We start from the raw sequence: 21,296 nt of genomic DNA, 5'->3' as shown, positions 1-21,296 counted from the left end.
CATTGACTTGGATCAAAGGGGCAGCGGAGGGAGCCAGCACGATCAAACGTCGGCGTTCACGACGATCGGAGAGATCCGCCGTCGAGCGCGTCTGACGCGAGAAGTAGTGTTGGAAAAATTTCTCTAAATCGCTCTTGGAGGTAAATCATGAGACAAGTTGGGGTGATCGCGCTGATGGCAATGCTGGCCTTGGCAGGACTGAGTACGCCGTCGCGGGCGGAGACCGGCCAGGTTGCAGTCGTCTTCACCAAAGGCGGCTTTGTCATCGGCGTCGGCGGCGGCGAGGGCGTGCTGATACTCCGCGGCAAACGTTATCCATTCACTGTTTCCGGCATGAGCGTTGGCTTTACGATCGGAGCCTCGACCACCAAGTTTGTTGGGCGTGCGCTGAATTTGCGGGGGCCTGAGTCCATCGAAGGCAGCTACGCCGTGGTCGGCGCCGGTGGCGCCGTTGCCGCCGGCGCCGGAGGCGTTCAGTTGCAGAATGCCAATGGCGTGATCTTGCAGCTCAGCGGTCCGAGGATTGGCGCCGAAGTGTCAGCAGCCGTCGGTGGCGTCACCATACGATTGAAATAATCGCGGGGCGGGCCAGGGCTGCGTTGCCCTGGTCCGCTTCTCGGGGGGCGAGGAGCTCGTGTGCAATGCGCGAGAGTCAATCCGCCCAAGGAGCGTCCTCCTGCCAGTCTGGACGGTGGATGGAAGCGGACATTCCGGCTTTCAGAGTTGTCAGCGAGGTTGGGGCTGCGCTCCCGGAGCGCCACTCTGCCCTCCTCCTGGCTGCATGGAGCGCGCCCGCTCAAGGAGCGTCAGAGTGGTGTCAACGCATGCCTTCATGGAGTCTTGTGGATCGCAGCGCACTGCCACTATCGAGTCGCCATTCCTCAGGAAGAACGAGGCGCCGCCTCGGCGCGCTCCCCCGCGACCAGATTCGCCGATCGCTCGCAGAACATCGTCCAGATCACGATCCATTCGGGAGCGTGATGAGTCTCGCTGATCTGAGCTGGGAGCGTTCTGACTGAAGGCGGGCGGAGAGATAAGCAAAAGCGTGACGGTGAGGGCAAAGGCTTTATTCATCGTGCGTCTCCTCATTGTGAGCGAGTTGAGACGCCGGAGCGGAACGATCCTGGTCGTGATCCGCTCCGGCTCACCCCTGAGATGCTCAGTCGCGGCACACGCGCCTACGAATGATAAGGATAAAGTCGCGGTCCTCATCGCTCAAGCTGCGGGTAAGGAAATAGCACCCTCCTCCCTCACCTCCACCGCGTCGTTCGGCCAACCTCTCGGCGAGCCGCCCCCGTAGACCGCCGTGCCAGCCCCCATCGTCCTCATCCTCCTCGCGATCACGCCACTGGCCCATCCGCTCGCGCAGGCGGCCCCGCATCTCCTGTCGATCTCGCAGAAGGTCGATAATGAGATCCCGCAAGTCTTCGCGCGTTTGAATCCGGTCTCTCAGAAGGTCTCTCAAATCGCTGCCCACATCGCCGTCCCTGCCGTGCCATCCTTGGGCTGATGCGGGGCTCGTTGTCGTGCAGACAAGTGGGGCAGATGCAGCAATCGCTAGAACTGCTGCGGCAATCAATGGCAGCCGTGTCATTGCGCTCTCCTCTTGTTGCGGACAAGATTCGAAGATCGAATGATTGCTTATGCCGCCGTTGGCAAATCGCGACGGATGGCGAGATGACCCTCGAACCTATCCCTGCTCGGCCGAAATGGTCGGCCATTATTAACGCTATTCGTGCGCGGTGGTCGCTCCCTTGACATAAATCAAGCTGGCGTTGCGAGTCCGGATGGCGGACGGTTGAGAAAAGCTCGGAATTTGGAACTTGGCCGCATCCGGTCAGTACCGCTCAGCAACAAACGCCATCCCGCGCAGCCCGGTCTGATCGTTGTAGCGTCCTTTGCTGGAGCGCTTGGGCAGCCTGACCTTGTTCCGGCGAACGCGCTTGTACGGGATCATGTCCAAGATATGCGAGATGCAGTTCAGCCGTGCCCGCCGTTTGTCGTCGGAGCGGATGATGTGCCATGGCGCATGTTTCGAGTTGGTGGCCTTGAACATCAGGTCGCGTGCCCGCGAGTAGGCGTACCAGCGTCGATAAGATTCCGTATCCATCGGGCTCAGCTTCCATTGTCGCAGCGGATCGTTGATCCTTGCCCTGAATCGTCGCTCCTGTTCCTCCATCCCCACTTCGAGCCACAGCTTGATTAGGACGATGCCGGCCTCAACGACGTAGTGCTCCACGGTAGGGCACAGCTCGAGGAAGCGCTTGTGCTCGGCGGGGCTGCAGAAGCCCATCACATATTCGACCCCGGCCCGGTTGTACCAGCTCCGGTCGAAAATGACGATTTCGCCCCCGGCAGGGAAATGCTGCATGTAACGCTGGATGAACATCTGCGTCTTTTCGCGATCCGAAGGCGCAGGGAGGGCGACGACGCGAAACACGCGCGGGCTGACCTTTTCCGTGATCGCCTTGATCGTGCCTCCCTTGCCCGCCGCGTCCCTGCCCTCGAACAGGATGATGACGCGGGCCTGGTTCGCTTTCACCCATTCCTGGAGATGGCATAGCTCGACCTGGAGCTTCTCCAGTTCCTTCTCATAGATCTTTCGCTTCATCCGTGCGGCGGGCGCATCTGCCATATCCGGGCTTCCACTGCTTCAGATCGTCTCGAATCGGCTGGCCGCTTAATCGCCCCAGGCGATGGTGACGCCGATGTCGCCGGGCACCCCGCCGGGAAAATCGATGACCTGATAGCGGATGCGATAGCCGCGCGGCTTCAGGTAGTCGGTCCAAAGCTGGTAGATCTCCTTGGGAATCCCGGTCAGCGTGGCTTCCCAGCCCGCTTCCATCTGGTTGATGGCGCGGCCCCTGTCGGTGCACAGCGTATTCGGGAAGCGATACACCAGGACCTCGGTCAATCCGTTCCGCACGGCACGCTGGATGATGGTCGATGCCAACTGGATCTTTTCCTCCTCGGACTTGCCCGAGGGCCGGCTGAGCCGCTCGATCAGTGCTTTCTTCTCGGCCTCGGCGGCGGCCGCGCGGCGGACATACTCATCCGCCTTTTCCGCCTCGCGGAGGGCGGCCTCCTTCTGGATCTGGCTGGCGCTGGGGATCAGGTCATCAATGTTCGCGGGCATGGCTGACATCTCCTGAGTGGCCGTTTCCAATGGTCGTTCGCAAAAGGCTAGGGCCGGGTAGGGGCGCACCTTTGATCCAGATCAAGCGACCTCCCGGGCGGCGGTATCCAGATTGAACGGTCAAACCCAATTCCTGACCGGGAGAAGCAGTTGAGCGACCAGCTTCATCCAATGGCACCCCACCATCTGCCTTTTTTCATCACCCCGCCGAACGAGGTCGACGTGCTGATGGTTGTCATGGGGATCTTCCTGGTGGCCGTCCTGCTCTGGGTCGGCACGCTCTATTGGCGCCTGCACAGCCTGCCCGAGCGGATGGCGCACAAATCGCAAAAGCTGCAGTTCGAGATCGTCGCGGTCCTCGGCTTACTGGCGCTTTTCACGCACATCCACCTGTTCTGGGTCGCGGCGCTGTTGCTCGCCATGATCGATCTTCCCGACTTCAGCACGCCGCTGCGCAGCATTGCCGGCTCGGTGGAGAAGATAGCGAGTGTCGCAGCGGATGAAGGCGGCGCGGCAAAGCCTGAAACCAAACCGGATCCGGCAGTTCCGGCAGCCTCATCGGAGACGAAGGCAAGGGAGCCCAGCAATGCTTGAGCTCATGATCTGCTCCCTCGTGACCATCCTTCCAGACTATCTCTATCGCCGCTATGTCCAGGGCAAGCGCTTCGGCAAGGAGATCACGTTCTTCTCGGTCTGGTTCGAGCTGAGGTGGGGCATCACCGGCTGCCTGATGCTCACGATAGCGCTGATCACCATGATCTTCTATTTCCACCCTGCCACCGACAGCGCCACGCTATTCTTCCGGACGATCCCTATCCTCCCGGAAACCTCCGGACGCGTCGCGGAAGTCAATTTCGGCTTCAGTGCCTCGGTGAAGAAAGGCGATGTGATCTTCAGGCTGGACAATTCGAAGCAGGAAGCGGCCGTTGAGACAGCCAAGCGCAAAGTCGCCGAGGTCGATGCTGCGCTGGTGGCGGCGGAGGCCGACGTCGTCAAGGCCGAGGCGCAGACACAGGAAGCCAGGAGCGCGCATCAGCAAGCGAAGGACGAATTGGATACCAAGAGCGATCTGCAGCGCCGCAATCCCGGCATCGTGCCGCAGCGCGATATTGAAAAACTTCAAGTCCTGGTCGATCAGCGGCAAGCCGGGATTGATGCCGCAGTGGCTACCAAGCAGTCTGCGACCCTTCGGCTCTCAACACTGCTGCCGGCGGAGAAGGCAAGCGCCGAAGCCAGCTTGGCGCAGGCCCAGGTGGATCTGGACAAGACTTTCGTTCGCGCCGGCGTCGATGGGCGTGTGGAGCAGTTCCTTCTTCGCGTCGGTGACGTCGTCAATCCGCTGATGCGGCCGGCCGGGATCCTTATCCCGGAGGGGGCGGGGCGGCGGGTCTTGCAGGCCGGGTTCGGCCAGATCGAGGCGCAGGTGATGAGGGAAGGCATGGTGGCGGAAGCGACCTGCATCTCAAGACCGTGGGTCATCATTCCGATGGTGGTCACGACGGTCCAGGATTACATTGCCGCCGGCCAGTTCCGAGGTGGCGAGCAACTGCTCGAAGCGCAAAACATCCTCCGGCCGGGGACCGTCCTGGTGTTCATGGAGCCGCTCTTTAAGGGAGGTCTCGAAGGGGTCACGCCGGGCAGCAGTTGCATCGTCAACGCCTACACCAGCAATCATGAGGAAATTTCCAACAAGGAAACCAGCGCGGGCCGCCGCATCGCGCTGCACGTGGTCGACGGCGTGGGACTGGTGCACGCATTGCTGCTGCGCATCCAGGCGCTGCTGTTGCCGATCAAGACCCTGGTGTTCACCGGCCATTGATGCGTGGTGAGGACGGAAAGCGCTTGAGAGTTTCGGGGTAGGGGGCATGATATGAATGGACTTCGCAGGTCCCTGGTGCTTGCGGCAACATTGGCCGCTTCCGTCTTCGGACTATCAGAGAAGGCGACCGCGTTCGATCTCACAGGCGCATGGGTCACGAGCGCCGACCAATGCAACAAGGTATTTGCGCGCAAGGGAAGGGCAAGACAGGTCACCTTCACCAGATTTCCCGGCGTCTATGGCGGTGGCTTCATCGCCGAGCCTGATCGCTTGAGAGGCAAGTTCGAGAACTGTTCGATCAAGTCCAGGAAGGACGACGGCCAGAACATCAACATCGTCGTGAGCTGCGCCAATGGCATCATGCTCTCAAACGTGCAATTCTTCCTGAAAGTGGTCGATGACAACAGCGTCACGCGGCTGTTTCCCGGCGTCGAAGGCATGGAGGTCACGTACCATCGCTGCCAGCTATAGGCCGGACCGTTGAGACCGTAGGCTGCGGTGCAATTTTGGCGCTAGAAATGGGATAGAGTGCAGCCGTCAAACGGTGAGGTTGGCGGGGAGAAAGATGAGCAGACGCATCCTCGTTGATGCGGTCAGCATAGGCCGGGCAGTTGTTGCCCTGCGCCTCTGTATCTGTCTGCTGGCGTGGGTTGCCATCCTGCCCCAGCCGGCAAGCGCCGTTCCACGCGGCGAACCGAAACGCGTGCTGCTGCTCCATTCGTTCGGGCGAGACTTCCGACCATGGAGCGAATTTGCCCGGGCCATCCGGGCGGAGCTCGAGCGCCAATCGCCGTGGCCGCTGAACCTCCAGGAACAGACGCTACTGGCGGCGCGATTCAACAATTCGGGCTCGGAAGCGCCCTTCGTCGATTATCTGCGCGCGCTCTATCAGAGTGCGGCGCCCGACATTGTGATCAGCATCGGGGCACCTGCGGCCGGGTTCGTCCAGAAATACCGCGCGGAGCTCTTCCCAGGGACGCCCATGGTCCTGACGGCGGTTGAACAGCGATTGGTGAACCGCGCCGGACTCACAGACAACGACACGGTCATTTCGGTGCACAATGATTTCTCAACCTTTTTCGCCAGCATTCTTAAGGTCCTGCCGGAGACGCAGACGATTGCCGTCGTGATCGGCGCCTCGCCCCTGGAGAAGTTCTGGCTCGAGGAAGCAAAAAGGGAAGCGAAGCCGTTCGAAAGCCGGGTCGCATTCGTGTGGTACGCGGACCTGTCATTCCAGGAAATCCTGCAGCGGGCGAGCGCACTTCCGCCGCACACTGTCCTATTCTGGGGCCTGATGTCGGTCGACGCGGCGGGTGTCGCCCATGAGGGCGATCTTGCACTGCGCAGTCTTCATGCGGTCGCGAATGCCCCGATCTTTTCCTTCCAGGAAGCCTTTTTTGGTCAGGACACGGTCGGCGGCCCGATGCATTCCATCAGCGCATCGAGCGAGAAAACCGTCAATGCCGTGATCCGGATTCTCGGTGGCGAGAAGCCGGCCGACATCAAGATCGAACCGATTGGATTTGCAGCTCCGAAATACGACTGGCGCGAGCTGCAACGCTGGGGCATCAGCGAGAGCAACCTGCCCGCGGGAAGCGAAATCCTGTTTCGCGAGCCGACTTTCTGGGAAAGATATCGATGGCAGGTCGCGCTAATCGCGAGCGTGATTCTGGTGCAGGCTGGCCTGATCAGTGGATTGCTCCATGAACGTCATCGCCGTCGTCTCGCTGAGGTCGAAGCACGGCAACGTCTGGCGGAGCTTGCACGCGTCAACCGCTATTCGGCTGCCGGAGAGATGGCGACCTCGCTCGCACATGAGCTGAATCAGCCGCTCGGCTCCATTCTCACCAATACCGAAACGGCGGAGCTGATGCTGAAATCGGTTTCGCCCGATCTCGACGAAATACGAGAAATCCTGGCCGACATCAGGCGTGATGATCAGCGGGCGAGCGAAGTGATCCGCCGTCTTCGGAACATGCTGAAAAGGGCGCCAATCGAAGTTAGCGAGATTGATCTCAATGAGACCGTGAGGGAAGCCGTCGGCGTCGTTTCAGCTTCGGCCGAAGGCCGCGATGTGATGCTGAAATATGTTCCGGCTGCAATGACGCTGCGCGTCAAGGGCGATTCCATCCAACTTCAGCAGGTTGTCCTCAATCTCATCATGAACGCGATCGACGTTATATCGGAATCGCAAAGCGACAAGCGGGAGGTGATCGTCGCGATGGGCATCTCGGATGAACAGGCCGAGATCCTGGTCGGTGATACCGGCCCGGGCGTCGCCGACGATCATCTGAAGGATGTCTTTGAGCCGTTCTTCACCACCAAGACGCACGGCATGGGAATGGGACTCGCGATCGCCCGCACGATCGTGGAAGCGCACCACGGCCGGATCACCGTGGAAAACCGGATCGGCAGCGGGGCGCTGTTCCGCATCAAACTACCACTTGCTCGCTGACCTTCGGCGCGACCGGTCTGCCCCGGGAGTTGGTCCCAATCCTGGTGTCCGCGCGAACATGTCGCGTCGCAGCAATCTCGCTATCCAGATGAACGGCGCTTGGTTTCTTTGATCTCGATCAAGAGACGCGCATGCCCTGGACTGATGCTTGCGGCATCTGAGGCTCATGGAGGTTGTGATGTCTCGTTGCGGCAGGATCTTGCTCGCGCTCGCACTGTTTCTGTTGGCTCCCGTCGCGGCCTTTGCGCAGGCGACCAGTTCTCCGCCTGATCAGGGCGGTCAGCCGCAGGGGGCGTCACAGGCTGCGCCGAGCGAACAATTGTTGAAGCCTGAACAGCTCGAGGCGCTGGTCGCGCCGATTGCACTCTATCCCGACGACCTCCTGGCGAACGTGCTCGCGGCGTCGACCTATCCGCTCGAGATCGTGCAGGCCGACCGTTGGGTGACCTCGCACAAGAACCTGAAGGGCGATGCACTGAAGAACGAAGTCGACAAGCAGTCCTGGGACGACAGCGTGAAGGCATTGGTCAGCACCGCAGCGGTTCTTTCGATGATGAGCGACAAGATCGACTGGACCAAGAATCTCGGCGATGCCGTGCTCGCGCAGCAGCCAGATGTGATGGACGCGATCCAGCGGCTCCGCGCCAAGGCCCAGGCCAACAACAAGCTGGTGACGACCAAGCAGCAGAAGGTCAGCGTGCAGACCCAGGACAACAAGCAGGTGATCGTCATCGATTCGGCTGACCCAAATACGATGTACGTTCCCTATTACAATCCGGCCACCGTCTACGGCACGTGGCCATATGCGGACTATCCGCCCTATTACTTCGGCTACCCATCTTATATTGGCGCGGGCGTGATCGCGGCGGGCCTTGCCTTCGGTACTGCCTGGGCGATCGGCCGCTGGGGTAATTATTGGGGCGGCGGCTTCAATTGGGGCAACCGCAACCTCTACGTCAACCACTACAACAGGGTCACCAACGTCGGAAACAATTGGCAGCACAACCCGGCGCATCGGCAAGGCGTCCGATACAACAACGCCAATGTTCAGCAGCGTTTCGGCAACAACAACCTGAAGGCAGGAAGTGCCAACCGGATGGATTTCCGCGGCCGCGGCGGCGAGCAGGTGCTGCGTCCCGGACAGGGTCGACCCGGCGGCGATGATCGCGTCGGAGATCGCGCTGGTGATCGCGGCCGCGAGGGCGTCGCCTCTCGTGATCGTCCCGGCGGAGATCGCGCCAATCGCCCAGCCGCGGCCGATCGCGCCAAAGCAGGGGGCGGTCGTGCGGGGGCTGCTGACCGCGGTCGCAATGCGGCGCGTGGCGGCGGCGGCAGCGACACCGCCTTCAAAAATGTGTCATCCGGCAGGGCTGCCAATCTGCAGGCCGCCCGAGGCCAGGCAAGCTTTGCCGGACGGGCGGGAGGCGCTGTTGCCTTAGCCGGCCGCGGGGGCGGTGGTTTCCAGGGCGCCGCGATTCGCGGGGGCGGTGGAGGTTTCCGTGGCGGAGGCGGCGGGGGCTTCCGTGGTGGCGGCGGACGGCGCTCCGATATCGCGCTGAAGCATGACGTCGTGCTGCTCGGCCACCTCGCCAACGGTCTTGGCTACTACCGCTTCAGCTATCTCGGCAGCAACAAGTCCTATGTCGGTGTGATGGCGCAGGAAGTGCAGGGCATCATGCCGGAAGCTGTCACGCGCGGTAGCGACGGCTATCTCAGGGTCTACTACGACAAGCTCGGATTGAAATTCCGGGCCTACGGCGACTGGCTTGCCGCCGGCGCGCGGATTCCCACAGCACCGGAGCCAACACCATGACGATCGTTCAGTCGCTCCGGTTGGCGCACCCCGCGGCCGCTGTCGCCACCCTCATCATGCTGGCGTTCCCGATCACATCGGCTCACGCGCAACAGGCCTATCCTTCGCCGGAGGACGCCGCGGCCGCGCTGGCTGCCGCCGTCAAGACCGGCGAGAAGAGAGCCGTGCTGAAGGTTCTCGGCAAGGACGCCGAGGACATCATCGCATCAGGCGATGATGTCGCCGACGCCGAGACGCGTGAACGCTTCGTGTCCGCGTATGAAGCCAAGCATTCGATCAAGGCGGAAGGAAACAAGAAGGCGACGCTCATCCTGGGCGCGGATGACTTCCCGTTCCCGATCCCTCTGGTCAACAACAGGGATGGCTGGGAGTTTGATTCCGCCGCGGGTCGCCTCGAGATCCTGTATCGCCGCATCGGACGCAACGAGCTCGATGCCATTCAAACCGCGCTCGCCTTTGTCGATGCCGAGAACGAGTATGCGGACAAGGATCGCACCGGCTACGGCGCCGGGCTCTATGCGCAACGGATTGTCAGCACTCCCGGCAAGAAGGATGGCCTGTTCTGGCGCGACGATCGCGACCAAAGTCCCCTCGGTGAGCTCGCGGCGCAGGCGGCAACGGAAGGCTATAAGGCTGGCGCGGAGGGCAGCGCGCCCTACCACGGCTACTACTTCCGAATCCTGAAAGGGCAGGGGCCCAACGCGCCCGGTGGAGCCGTGAATTATGTCGTCAAGGGCAAGATGATCGGCGGCTTCGGGCTGATCGCCTATCCCGCAGAGTATGGCAATTCAGGTGTCATGACCTTCATGGTCAACCACGCGGGCACCGTTTATCAGAAGGATCTCGGCGAACGCACGGCGGTCATCGCCAAGCGTACGTATCTGTTCGATCCGGACCAGACGTGGAAGAAGGTGGACGCGACGAATCCCTGAAAACGCGGAAACATTGCAATGGAATCATCTGCAATTCGTCTTGCGGTGATCGCGCTGCTCGCCTTCGTATTTCCGGTAACGTCATCGCAAGCGCAAGCGCCGGGCTACGTGCGGGTCAATTTCGCAAAAGCGGGCCTGCTGGTCGGCGCCGGCGGCGGCACCGGCGTCCTGACATATCGCGGCCGCAACTATCCGTTCCGGGTCTCCGGCCTCAGCCTCGGCGTCACCGCCGGCGCATCCGTCAGCCGGCTGGAAGGTTGGGCCTCCGGCATAGCTGACGTGACCGATTTTGCCGGCACCTATAGCGCGGTCGGCGCCGGCGGCGCCCTGGTTGGCGGCGCAGGCGGCGTCAACTTGAGAAATGAAAAGGGCGTCGTGCTCATCCTGAAGGGGCCGAAAGCGGGAATGGAGTTCGCCGCCAACCTCAGCGGCCTGAGGATTTCGATGAAGTGAGTTATCGGGAGGAGCGGAAGTCGTCCGCTCAAGCCGAGTTTCTCCGCTTGTGACAATGAGCGGACATTCGTGCCAGAAATGTCGCTCGAAGCGACCAACGCGAATGAGACCGAGCTACGGTCTCGGTTGGGGCGCGCACACCGGGTTGCAAAATAAGGACAAACTGGCGCGCCGGGCAGAGCGAGACCGGGACCTCGTACATCGTTGCGGTGCCTACGCCGCACAACATGCGACACGGCCCCTTTGATCACGCTCCGCACGGAAAACATTCGCGACGGCAAGAGGGGCCAAGATATTGCTGGTGCAGCCTAAGTGTGTTCAAGCTCAGGACGGAAACACCGATCCGAAGCCGCCGTAGGTCAGGATGGTCCTTCTCCGAGCATCACTCGTCCACGTTCCACCTGTAACGCGTAATCCATTCTAAGACGTCAGCTCCGGAGTAGAGTTGCATCTCAGTCGGCTTTATTTCGCTAAACCTCTTTGCTTCGACGCTATAGGTTGAACCGGACACAACAATTCCGCCCGACAGATCCCAAGCCTTAGCGGCACCATAAATCTGTTGAACGATCGGACGTCCAACTGAGTGTCGCGATTTGCCTTCTCTGATATCGGGCTGCTTGCATTGTACAGCAAATATTATCGGATCAGTTCTTTCGTGTTGGACCGCAAGAAAATCGATACCGCCATCTTTCGATGGCCGAAACAGGTCGACCTTGAATCCTCGTCTAACAAAAAGCTCTGCGCACAGATTCTCAAAGTCAGCGCGGGATGTAGATGACAGCGCCTCGGGTTCACGCGCGATGCCATCAATTAGCGATTGAGAGCAGAACTCATCAACAGTTACGAACCTGCCGTCTTTCTCTTTTTGGCGCTTGACATATCGATCGCCGATTCTCACGTCATCAAGATGCTCAAGCGATTGGAGATCGTACTCTCCAATCTCGTCGACAGAGCGTGTCATCTTGACTTGAGGAAGCGAGATTGAGCCGATACGGGCCCAGCAAAGTTTCAGCTCACCTGCCCGATCTGACTGCTCAGGAAGATAGAGGAATTCTGCACCCAGGCAATAACGGAGAGGGCTGCCCAAAACTCGTCTTATACCTTCGGGCTTTAGCGGGAGCTTCGTAACTATCGGAAGAAAACTCCGATTCTTCTCAGAATAGACAGCTAGATGCGTTCCCATCCGAACTACCGTCGGCGCCTCGTTGGCGGTAAGCCAAGCAAAGGGTGTAACCGGTCAAAAAGCAACAATATGGCGCACCCGACACGATTCGAACGTGTGACCTTTGCCTTCGGAGGGCAACGCTCTATCCAGCTGAGCTACGGGTGCCTGACGGTTCATTTAGCCGATTGGTCCCCCATCGGCAACGGTCTTGAGAGCGATTGTCTGACGAGATGCAGGCTGTAGACTGCCGGTAGAACCGCGCGAAAAGCGCCATCTGCTTGGGGAGATCGTCATGCGTCCGCTCGAATTTGGCTGGTATTTGCCGACGCATGGCGACACCACCGCCTATGGGCTGATGGAAGCCCAGGTGGCTGGCTCGCCGGAACTCTGCGAGCGGGTAGTGCAGGCCGCCGAAGCGGCGGGCTTTGAATATTTGCTGATCCCGGTCGGCTCGGTGTGCTGGGAGGCCTGGATCACGGGCGCCTTCATGGCGGCGCGGTCGTCGAAGATCAAGCCGCTGATCGCGGCGCGTCCCGGCTACATCAATCCGGTGCTGCTTGCCAAGATGATCTCGACCTTCGACCAGATGTCGGGCGGGCGCATCTGTATCAACCTGATCGCGGGCCAGAACGAGAGCGAGGTCGAAGCCGAGGGTATCCGTTACGTCAAGGAAGAGCGCTACGCGCTGATGGACGAGGAGGTCTCGATCCTGAAGGCGCTGTGGACCACGCGCGGGCCGGTGCATTTCAATGGCAGGTTCCACTCGCTGTCGGGCGCGCATATCCGGCCCCGGCCGCTGCAGCAGCCGTTTCCGAAATTTTATCTCGGCGGCGGCTCGCGGCAGGCGTGGGAATTATCGGCGAAACATTCCGATGTGCATCTGTTCTGGGGCGACCTGCCGGAGCGCATCGCGCAGAACATCGCCGAAATCAGGGCGCTGGCGCGCAGCCACGGCCGCGAGCAGGAGATCGGCTTCGGCATGCGACTGCAGGTGATCTGCCGCGAGGATGAAGCGGATGCGTGGGAGGCGGCTGACCGCCTGGTGCGTCACGCTACCGAACGGCAGAAACAGGAGATGAAGACGCTCTACAACAATTCAGCGGCCAATCAACGGGTGCAGCAGCTTGCGCGCGAGCATGGCGATTTCCTGTTGCCGCATCTGTGGACCGGCATCACCAAGGTCCGGCCCGGCGCCGGCATTGCCGTGGTCGGCAATCCCCTCCAATGCGCCGACATGCTGCAGCGATTCATCGATGCCGGCTGCCATTCCTTCTGCCTGTCCGGCTATCTGCATGACGAAGAGGCCGAGCGTTTCGGGCGGCTGATCCGCCCGATCCTTGCCCAGAACAATCGCGGCCGCTTGGCTGCGTAACGGATCAAGCGGGTACGATCGTCTTGCCGATCGGCCACAGCGCGATGCCGGCAAGCTTGAGGTGCGCCCAGGCGAAGGGCAAGCCGATGATGGTGACCGCCCAGATGATCGCCGTGACGAGGTGACCGAGCGCAAGCCACCAGCCCGCGAGCACGAACCAGATCAGGTTGCCGATCAGCCCGAGCGGGCCGGTCCCGACGTCGCTCACGCCGGTGATTTCGTCGCGGCGCGCGGCCCGCGAACCGAACGGCAACAGGGTATAGACAGCGATATTGAAGGCCGCGCGTGCCCAGGGCAGGCCGATGATCGTGATCGCCATGATGATCGCGGCGACAAGCCAGCCAAACGCCATCCACGCGCCGCCGATCAGGATCCAGAGCACATTGAGGAGGATGGAAAGAGGGGACATGGGTTCACTCGCCATTGCCTTATGGCCAGATTGCCTCGTGGTCGGGCTCGCACCCCATATTTGTACGCCATCGCCGTCGCGCAAGATAGCCGCCCGATCGACTCTAGGCCAAAACCCGCGCCGCCATCTGGTCCATGTCGAGCAATCGCCTGATCTCCGAGGCCGGCTTCGGTGCGCTGAACAGGAAGCCTTGCATCTGCGTGCAGCCCAGCTCGCGCAATAGTTTTTGCTGCTGCTCGGTTTCGACGCCTTCGGCCGCGGTGGTCATGTTGCGCGACGCAGCGATATTCACCACCGCCTGCACGATGGTTGAGGAACCGTCGACCTCGATGTCGCTGACGAAGCATCGGTCGATCTTGATCTTGTCGAACGGAAACCGCTTCAGATAGCTTAAGGAGGAATAGCCGGTGCCGAAATCGTCGAGCGCGATGCGCACGCCGATGGCGCGGAGCTGGTGCAGGATCGCGAGCGCGGCTTCATCGTCCCTGATCAGCACCGCCTCCGTGATCTCGATCTCCAGCCGACCGGGCGCGAGGCCGGAGGCGGTGAGCGCGCTCGTGATCCGCAACGCCAGCGTTTCGCTTTTGAGTTGGACCGGCGAGACGTTGACGGCGAGCCGGATGTGAGACGGCCAGGCGGCCGCTTCGGCGCAGGCCGTGCGCAACACCCAATCGCCAAGCTCGTTGATCAGGCCGGCATCTTCCGCCACTGGAATGAATTCGGCGGGAGAAACCATGCCGCGCTCCGGGTGGCGCCAGCGCAACAGTGCCTCGCAGCCCGCCACCTGATTGGTTCTCAAGTCCAGCAGCGGCTGGTAGTGGATCTCGAAACCGCCTTCCATCATGGCTTGCCGCAGGTCCTGCTCCATGGTGAGGCGGGCCTGGGCGCTTTCATCCATCGCCGGCTCGAAGAAGCGATGGGTCCGGCGCCCGCCTGCTTTGGCGGCATACATCGCCAGATCCGCATGCTTGATGAGCTGGTCGAGCTCCGTGCCGTCCTGCGGCGCAAGTGCGATGCCAATGCTGGCGTCGGTGGAAAGATGATGCCCGAGGCAGTCACAAGGTTGTCGGATCGCGCCATGGATCCGCGTCACGAATTCCGCAACGTCAGACGTTGCATCAACGGCGGTCTGGATCACCGCGAATTCGTCGCCGCCAAGCCGGGCGATCAGGTCGCCGGGCTTCAGGCAGACCTTGATCCGTGCGGCCACCGTCTTCAACAATTCGTCGCCGACATGATGGCCGAGTGAGTCGTTGATGGCCTTGAACTCGTCGATGTCGATGTAAAACAATGCGAACCGTTCTCCGCGCATTGCCCTTTCGAGCTCGCGCGCGATCTGCGCACGGAACAGCACGCGGTTCGGCAGGTCGGTCAGCGCATCGTAATGCGCAAGATAGGTGATCCTTTCGTTCGCGAGCTTGCGTTCGGTCACGTCCTCGACGACGTTGATGATATAGCGCGTCGTGCCGGCCTGATCGCGTATGCCGATGCGTTTCGAGGTGATGTAGCGTTCGCCCTTCGCCTGGGTCTTCCAGAGGTGCTCGTCCCTGTAGAAGCCGTCGGTGGACCCCAGCAACCTTTCGTCGTCTGAGGTGATGATTCGGGCGGCGGCGGTCGGAAAGACATCGAATGCGGTCTTGCCGACGATCAGGTCGCGTGAGATGCCGAATTTCTCCTCGGCAACCCGGTTGACCAGCAGATAGCGCCGGTCGTGTGCATCCTTGACGGTGATCTGCGAGGGGATGTGATCGATGATCTCGCGCAGGAACGCGAAGTTCCGGTCGCGCTCCTGCTCGAGCCTGCAGCGCTCGGTGATGTCCTCGACGGTGGTGATCCACCCGCCGTGCTTGAGCGGCGTGCTGATGGCCGAAAACCAGCGGCCGTCCACGCAACCGATCAGTCGGCGATCAACCTGGGCTTGGGCGATATTGTCCATGACCGAGGTGCAGAATGCGTCGACATCGCCGTCGAACAATCCCTTCGCCTGGCGGTGGAGCATCAGGTCGCGGAAGTGGCATCCCGGCTTCGCGACGTCGGTCGAGAGCTGGAACATGTCCAGATAGCGCCGGTTGAAGGCGACGATGCGCCCAGTGGCGTCGTACTGCACCAGCCCTTGGATCATGTTGTTAAGCGCCGTATCGAGCCGCTGCCGCTCCGCCTTCAGCCGTTGCCGCGCCTGGCGGTTTTGCTTGTTGATCTCGCGGATGATCAGGAACAGCACGCCTGCGATCACCAGGGCGGCGAGCGCCGCGGCGACGATTAGGAATTTGGTCTGCGCACGCCAGTCGGCGAGCGCTGCGTCGATGGAATTGGTTGCGACCACGACCGCCGGAAAATGGCCGAGCCGCGCCGCCGAGCCCAGCCGGTTCATTCCATCGACCGGGCTTTCGATGCGCAGGGTATGCTGGCCTCCCTTCGCCAGCACCTCTCGCATCAGCGGGGCGGAAGCGAAATTCCGTCCGATCATCTCATCGATGCGCGGATGACGGGCGAGCAAGATACCGTCGGCGTGAAACATGGCGATGGTGGCGCTCTCGCCTGGAGCGACGGAAGCAAAGAACTTCTCATAGTTCGCGGGATCGATGCGTCGTGTCATGATCCCGAGAAAGATTCCGTTGTGCCCGGTCAGGCGGTGGGCAATCACGGTACTGAGTTTGCCGTTGCGATAGCTGCGGACTGCTTCGGCGAGAACGGTCTCCGTGGTCGGGTTGGATTTGAAGCTCTTGAAGTAGGCGCGCTCGGATATGTCGAGCTTCGGCGCCGGCAGCGGTCCGGACCAGTTGATGATGTGCCCGTCGGTATCGAATAGCGAGACGTCGCCGAGATAGGACAGGCCCTTCGATCTCAGCACATGGTGCACTTCGGCGGTCGACATCCGTTCCTTGAACGCTTCCGGCGAGGCGAGCTCCGGAATCCGCAATTGTGAGATCAGGTCGGAAGCGATCGTCGCGGAGTCTTCGAATTGCTGGTCGAAATGGCGCGTCAGCATCAGCACCGTGTTTTCCAGTTCGCGCTCGCTGTTGTGCAGAGCGCGCTCACGGAATTGGCCGACCATCAGGATGGTGCCCGCAAAGATCGCGGTCACCAGCAATCCGCCGCAGAGCGTCAGCCACAGCACCGGGCCGCGGATCGTCGCGGCGAAGTGGCGGCGGAATACCTTCGCGCGAAGGATGATCCTATGGATGTGCTTTGAAGGATTGCGCATTCCCGAATTCCCGGGAGGCAGGGATACAACGGAAAATTGTCACAAGCGGTTAGGAAATCCGGTTACTCAACGCTTAATTGGGATATTGCAGTATTTCCTCGCAATGGTTGTAGGGGCGCCAGTCCTCAGCGCCGATACCTGCTTGTCCGGGTGTAAGCCGGACGCGCCTCCTCCATCGCCCGGCTCGCCAGGTGGGCCCGCGCTTCGCTCGTCAGCGGCATCGACGGCTTGAGGTCGTCCAGGAAGATCGGTCTCGAGAAATAGTAACCCTGGGCATAGCGGATCTTGGTCGCGGCCTGCAGGTAGGCCAGTTCCTCGTAGGATTCGATGCCTTCCGCGATCACGGTCATGCCGAGCGCCTCGCTCAAGGACTCGATCGCCCGCAGGATGCCCTGGCTGCGCGGGCGCTTATGGATGTCGGTGATGAATGAGCGGTCGATCTTGATCTCGTCGGCGGTGATGTCGGCGAGCGCCGACAGCGACGAATAGCCGATGCCGAAATCATCGATCGAGATCCCGACGCCGATCCGGCGCAGTATCGGCAGGATCTCCTCCTGGAAATGCGACTTGGTGACGAAGGCGTCTTCCGTCACCTCGATCATGAAGCGCTTCGGGTATCCCGTCTCCTCGAGCGCGCGGGCGAACGGGCGCATGAATTCGGGATTGGCGGCCTGCTTGGCCGCGACGTTGATGCTGATGGAAGCGTCGGGACCAAAGGTGTTGTTGATCAGGTCGATCGATCTTACGATCTCCGCCAGCACCAGATGGGTCAGTTCGTCGATCAGCCCGAGCTCGACGGCGAGGTTGACGAAAGTGCCGGGCGCCTGGATCACGCCCTCATTGTCGCGCAGCCGCACCAGCGCCTCGATGCCCCTGACCTCCTGCGTCCTGAGATCGACCTTGGCCTGGAAGGCGCAACAGAAGCGCTTCTCCAGGATCGCGAGCCGCAGCGACTGCTCGATCTTCATCCGCGCCATGGCCTCGACCTCCATGCTGGCGTCGAAGAAGGCCGCGGCACCCTTGCCGCCGTGCTTGACCCGATACATTGCGATGTCGGCGTTCTGGCGCAGCTCGTCGTAGCTTCGGCCATGCTCGGGATAAAGGCTCACGCCGATCGAGGTGGAGGCAAAGATCTCCGACTGGTCGATGAAGAACGGCGCCTTCAACCGCTGCAGCATGAATTCGATGTAGTCGGCGACCTCCTGCTCGGTCTGGATCGGATTGAGCAGCAGCAGGAATTCGTCGCCGGAGATGCGCGACAGGATGTCGGTCTCGCGCAAGGACAGGCTGAGCCGCCGGGTCATCTCCACCAGCAGCGCGTCGCCGATGGCGTGGCCGTAATAGTCGTTGATGTGCTTGAAATTGTCGATGTCGAGGAAGGCGAGCGCGAAATGGCCGTCTGCATCGTCACGGCGCAACAGGCTGTTGACGCGGTGCTCGATCACCCGGCGCGTCGGCAGGCCGGTCAGTTCGTCATAATAGGCGGAGCGGAATAGCTGATCCTCGAACGCCTTCTGCTCGGTGATGTCTGCGGAGGTCGACAGCAGGAGACTGCGGTCGGCGATCCGCACCGGCCGGTGCGCGGTGAGGAACACCTGCCTGGTCGCGCCGGAAGCAACCGCTTCCTCCAGCACGGCGGAGCGGCCGTTCCGTAGCAATTCGAGACAGGTCTCGCGGCGCTCGTCGAGTTGCGAGGCCATTGCATCGCTTGCCAATTGGAAGCGCGCCGCGGCGGCATCGTTAACGACCAGGAAGTCGCCGTGCTCGTCCTGGACCGTGACGCCCGCAGGCAACAACCTGACGACATCGCGCAGAATCCGCAATTCGGAATGGAGTTCGCTCTCATTCGTGGCCGCCGCCGTGGCCATCTGAAAGTCGTGCTTTGTGGGACTGTGCATGCGCGCGAACTTGGCAAAGTCCCTTGTAGTTTTGGTTAAGTGGAACTGAGAAAAACCGCGACATCTGTGTCGATAGGAGATTTCAACAGGCGCTGCCTCAATCGTTATTAACAGAGCGTCAACCCGATCATCGAGTGCTTGCGGCTGTGTTTCGTTTCACCTTCGCTTCGGCGCGGAGCGCGAAAAAGCGCGCTCAAGCCGTGGGAATCCGGCACTGCATGGTGCAGTGAATACCGGTCTTGAGATAGCTGACGTCGGTCTTGCCGTCGAATGGCCTCAGCGCCGATTTCAAAAGCCTGGTGCCGAAGCCCGGCTCGCCGATCTTCTCCACGGCCGGGCCCTCGGTCTCGTCCCAGGTGATGGTGAGGCGATCGTCGGATACCGACCATGATACCTGCAGGAAGCCGCGCGCGGAGGAAAACGCGCCATACTTGCCGGCGTTGGTGGCGAGTTCATGAAAGATCAAGGCCAGGCTCACCGCCAGCTTCGCCGGCAGGAACAGGCGATCGCCGTTCAGGCTGAACCGGACGTGGCCGTAGGGACCAAGTTCGGAGATCAGGAGGTCCTGGATATCGCATCCGTTGCCGTCAACCTTCGCGATCAAATCGTCGGTCGCCGACAGCGCACGGATGCGATGATCGATGCGGCTCCAGATCTGCGGCTGGTCCTGCAGCGCCTGGTGCAGCACGGCGTGAATGGTGGAGGACTTGTTCTTCAGCCGGTGCTGCAATTCGTCGACCACGAGCTTGCGGTAGTCCTGCTCGCCGATCAGGCGTTTGGCGATCCGCTGCTGCTCGGCGACGATCGAGCGGTAGTGCTCGACGCCCCAGATCGTCAGGCCGCAGACCACCCAGAACATCAAAAGCAACGCGATCCGCGTCGGATCGGTGACCGTGCTGCCGAAATTGAGGGCGAGGCCGAGCAGGCCGCCCGCAAGCGCGGTCAGGATTCCGATGCGCAAGCCGCCGAACGCGCCGGCGAAGAACACCGCCGGAAAATACGGCGTGAAGAATACGTCGGGGCGGAGCTGGGACAGGCCCCAGCGGACCGCCGTCGCCAGCGCCAGGCAGGTGATCGCAAAGCCGATGCCGAGCGCGAGCGATGGCGGGGCATCCCCGCGCCAGCCGCACCTGAACTCGTCGATCAATCTCTTCATGGCTTTGTCACTTCAGGTGATCAGCGAATCCAAAATAAGGCCGAACCGACGGGTAAGCTGCGATTTGTGGCCGGCAGAGGGCCGCAGGCCACAGCCGGCGGCGTTGTGCACCGAACAGTCCGCTTGCCTTGTTCCGCCTGTGGCAGGAATATCCCAGTCCATGGAATTCGATCGACAACTTAAGAGGGTAATGACATGGGACGGTTGGACGGCAAGGTCGCGGTGATCACGGGCGCCACGAGCGGCATCGGCCTGCGCACGGCGGAAGTTTTCGTTGCCGAGGGTGCGAAGGTCATCATCGCCGGGCGGCGCGTCGCCGAAGGCGAAGCCTTGGCCAAGGCGCTTGGCGCCAACTGCATCTTCCGCCAGACCGACGTCACCGTGGAAGAGCAGATGAAGGCGCTGATCGGGCTGACGCTGGAAAAATTCGGTAAGGTCGACTGCCTCTTCAACAATGCCGGCGGCCCGGCGCAGACCGGCGGCATCGAGGGATTGGAGGTCGACCGTTTCGATGCCGCGATGGCAACCTTGGTGCGCAGCGTCATGCTCGGCATGAAGCATGTCGCGCCGCACATGAAGAAGCAGGGCTCCGGCAGCATCATCAACAATGGCAGCATCGCGGGACGGCTTGCCGGCTTTTCGTCCTCGGTGGTCTATGGCGCGGCAAAGGCCGCGGTGATCCATCTGACCAAATGCGTCGCGATGGAGCTCGGCGAGTCCGGCATCCGCGTCAACTCGATCTCGCCCGGCGCGATCGCGACCGGCATCTTCGGCAAGGCGTTGGGATTGTCGACTGACGCCGCCGAGAAGACGCCGGCCGTGATGCGCGAGGTCTACAAGACCGCGCAGCCGATCCCGCGCGCCGGCCTGCCCGACGACATCGCGCACGCCGCCGTATTCCTCGCCAGCGACGAATCCTCCTTCATCAACGGCCACGACCTCGTCATCGACGGCGCCATCACCGGCGGCCGCAACTGGACCCAACAGCAGCAGGGCTACGTTGCCCTCCGCAAGGCGTTTGATCAGGGCGGGGGATAGATCTAGCGCCGGTGTCGTCCCCGCGAAGGCGGGGACCCATCACCACAGGATGTTGTTGTGGCGCGAGTAAGTGGTTGCAGAGGTGTAGGGTGGGCAAAGGCGCACTTGCGCCGTGCCCACCATCCAGCGCCGTGCTCGGGATGGTGGGCACGCTTCCGCCTTCGCTCTACGAGCTACGGCGGACAAGTCGCTTTGCCCACCCTACGGCGTCGTCGTGACTTATGATTCAAATTTCAAACAGCGTGAGGATGTGAGGTCGCGTTCTCGCGGCATTCGCTGCCCGAGCTTTGCATCTCGTTCCACCCTCCTCAATCATCCGAGGGCGCAGGGAAAGCCGGGTGCTGGTTGCACCCATGGGTCCCGTGCAGCAAAAAGCACGGGGGTAGGACCACAGGTTCAACCGAAGCATTCCGGCTTTCCCTGCGCGATGGTTTACGGCTTATTT

18 protein-coding genes and 1 tRNA gene are annotated in these 21,296 nt (G+C 61.5%); 11 read left to right on the top strand and 8 right to left on the bottom strand.

Features of this window, described 5'->3' with window-relative positions; genetic code table 11:
• Positions 1 to 147: 147 nt before the first annotated feature.
• Complete coding sequence (locus AC5ZG5_RS26990) at positions 148 to 576, top strand: hypothetical protein (RefSeq protein ID WP_028162473.1); 429 nt, start codon at positions 148 to 150, stop codon at positions 574 to 576.
• A gap of 730 nt (positions 577 to 1,306) precedes the next feature.
• Entirely contained in the window at positions 1,307 to 1,510 is a 204-nt protein-coding gene (locus AC5ZG5_RS26985) for a hypothetical protein (RefSeq protein ID WP_456671187.1), read from the top strand.
• Positions 1,511 to 1,837: 327 nt separating this feature from the next.
• Here the strand turns inward: AC5ZG5_RS26985 and ppk2 are convergent, their stop codons facing one another.
• The gene (gene ppk2 / locus AC5ZG5_RS26980) at positions 1,838 to 2,635 is read right to left on the bottom strand and encodes a polyphosphate kinase 2 (protein ID WP_456644302.1); all 798 of its coding nucleotides are present in this window, start codon (positions 2,633 to 2,635) and stop codon (positions 1,838 to 1,840) included.
• A gap of 45 nt (positions 2,636 to 2,680) precedes the next feature.
• Complete coding sequence (locus tag AC5ZG5_RS26975) at positions 2,681 to 3,136, bottom strand: hypothetical protein (RefSeq protein ID WP_028162470.1); 456 nt, start codon at positions 3,134 to 3,136, stop codon at positions 2,681 to 2,683.
• A gap of 171 nt (positions 3,137 to 3,307) precedes the next feature.
• Here AC5ZG5_RS26975 and AC5ZG5_RS26970 point away from each other — a divergent pair, with 171 nt between their 5' ends.
• From AC5ZG5_RS26970 to AC5ZG5_RS26940, 7 genes are all read left to right on the top strand, one after another.
• Complete coding sequence (locus AC5ZG5_RS26970) at positions 3,308 to 3,730, top strand: hypothetical protein (protein WP_456644314.1); 423 nt, start codon at positions 3,308 to 3,310, stop codon at positions 3,728 to 3,730.
• Positions 3,723 to 4,955, top strand: a complete 1,233-nt coding sequence (locus AC5ZG5_RS26965) for an HlyD family secretion protein (protein ID WP_456644303.1) — start codon at positions 3,723 to 3,725, stop codon at positions 4,953 to 4,955. The genes AC5ZG5_RS26970 and AC5ZG5_RS26965 overlap by 8 nt, the downstream gene beginning before the upstream one ends.
• 51 nt (positions 4,956 to 5,006) lie before the next feature.
• Positions 5,007 to 5,426: a hypothetical protein gene (locus tag AC5ZG5_RS26960; RefSeq protein ID WP_028162467.1), complete on the top strand. Its 420-nt coding sequence runs from the start codon at positions 5,007 to 5,009 to the stop codon at positions 5,424 to 5,426.
• A gap of 94 nt (positions 5,427 to 5,520) precedes the next feature.
• On the top strand, positions 5,521 to 7,410 hold the full coding sequence (locus tag AC5ZG5_RS26955; RefSeq protein WP_456644304.1) for a sensor histidine kinase: 1,890 nt from the start codon (positions 5,521 to 5,523) through the stop codon (positions 7,408 to 7,410).
• 178 nt (positions 7,411 to 7,588) lie between these two features.
• Positions 7,589 to 9,223, top strand: a complete 1,635-nt coding sequence (locus tag AC5ZG5_RS26950) for a DUF3300 domain-containing protein (RefSeq protein ID WP_456644305.1) — start codon at positions 7,589 to 7,591, stop codon at positions 9,221 to 9,223.
• 56 nt (positions 9,224 to 9,279) lie between these two features.
• Complete coding sequence (locus AC5ZG5_RS26945; protein ID WP_456644315.1) at positions 9,280 to 10,155, top strand: DUF2950 domain-containing protein; 876 nt, start codon at positions 9,280 to 9,282, stop codon at positions 10,153 to 10,155.
• A gap of 18 nt (positions 10,156 to 10,173) precedes the next feature.
• Entirely contained in the window at positions 10,174 to 10,608 is a 435-nt protein-coding gene (locus tag AC5ZG5_RS26940; protein WP_456644306.1) for a hypothetical protein, read from the top strand.
• Positions 10,609 to 10,990: 382 nt separating this feature from the next.
• Here the strand turns inward: AC5ZG5_RS26940 and AC5ZG5_RS26935 are convergent, their stop codons facing one another.
• Together AC5ZG5_RS26935 and AC5ZG5_RS26930 are read right to left on the bottom strand one after the other, a co-directional pair.
• The gene (locus AC5ZG5_RS26935; protein WP_456644307.1) at positions 10,991 to 11,695 is read right to left on the bottom strand and encodes a restriction endonuclease; all 705 of its coding nucleotides are present in this window, start codon (positions 11,693 to 11,695) and stop codon (positions 10,991 to 10,993) included.
• A 166-nt stretch (positions 11,696 to 11,861) separates the two neighbouring features.
• Positions 11,862 to 11,938: transfer RNA gene (locus tag AC5ZG5_RS26930), tRNA-Arg, on the bottom strand.
• Positions 11,939 to 12,065: 127 nt separating this feature from the next.
• Here AC5ZG5_RS26930 and AC5ZG5_RS26925 point away from each other — a divergent pair.
• The gene (locus tag AC5ZG5_RS26925) at positions 12,066 to 13,145 is read left to right on the top strand and encodes an LLM class flavin-dependent oxidoreductase (RefSeq protein WP_456644308.1); all 1,080 of its coding nucleotides are present in this window, start codon (positions 12,066 to 12,068) and stop codon (positions 13,143 to 13,145) included.
• 4 nt (positions 13,146 to 13,149) lie between these two features.
• Here the strand turns inward: AC5ZG5_RS26925 and AC5ZG5_RS26920 are convergent, their stop codons facing one another.
• The 4 genes from AC5ZG5_RS26920 to AC5ZG5_RS26905 all read right to left on the bottom strand — a co-directional run bounded on the left by AC5ZG5_RS26920 (position 13,150) and on the right by AC5ZG5_RS26905 (position 19,813).
• Positions 13,150 to 13,554 carry a YccF domain-containing protein gene (locus AC5ZG5_RS26920; protein WP_028162454.1) on the bottom strand — a complete coding sequence of 135 codons (405 nt, stop codon included), beginning with the start codon at positions 13,552 to 13,554 and terminating at the stop codon, positions 13,150 to 13,152.
• A gap of 103 nt (positions 13,555 to 13,657) precedes the next feature.
• Positions 13,658 to 16,759, bottom strand: coding sequence for a bifunctional diguanylate cyclase/phosphodiesterase (locus AC5ZG5_RS26915; protein WP_456644309.1), 3,102 nt, complete (start codon positions 16,757 to 16,759; stop codon positions 13,658 to 13,660).
• 125 nt (positions 16,760 to 16,884) lie between these two features.
• The gene (locus tag AC5ZG5_RS26910; protein ID WP_028162453.1) at positions 16,885 to 18,627 is read right to left on the bottom strand and encodes a putative bifunctional diguanylate cyclase/phosphodiesterase; all 1,743 of its coding nucleotides are present in this window, start codon (positions 18,625 to 18,627) and stop codon (positions 16,885 to 16,887) included.
• 223 nt (positions 18,628 to 18,850) lie between these two features.
• Positions 18,851 to 19,813, bottom strand: coding sequence for a sensor histidine kinase (locus AC5ZG5_RS26905; protein ID WP_130228836.1), 963 nt, complete (start codon positions 19,811 to 19,813; stop codon positions 18,851 to 18,853).
• A 195-nt stretch (positions 19,814 to 20,008) separates the two neighbouring features.
• On the opposite strand from AC5ZG5_RS26905, the gene AC5ZG5_RS26900 reads away from it, so the two are divergent.
• Positions 20,009 to 20,851 carry an SDR family NAD(P)-dependent oxidoreductase gene (locus tag AC5ZG5_RS26900; protein ID WP_456644310.1) on the top strand — a complete coding sequence of 281 codons (843 nt, stop codon included), beginning with the start codon at positions 20,009 to 20,011 and terminating at the stop codon, positions 20,849 to 20,851.
• Positions 20,852 to 21,296: the final 445 nt, after the last annotated feature.

The organism is Bradyrhizobium sp. Ses1 (assembly GCF_059512365.1).
Note: the sequence above shows the minus strand (reverse complement) of the source record. Positions and strands in the feature narration are given on the sequence as shown.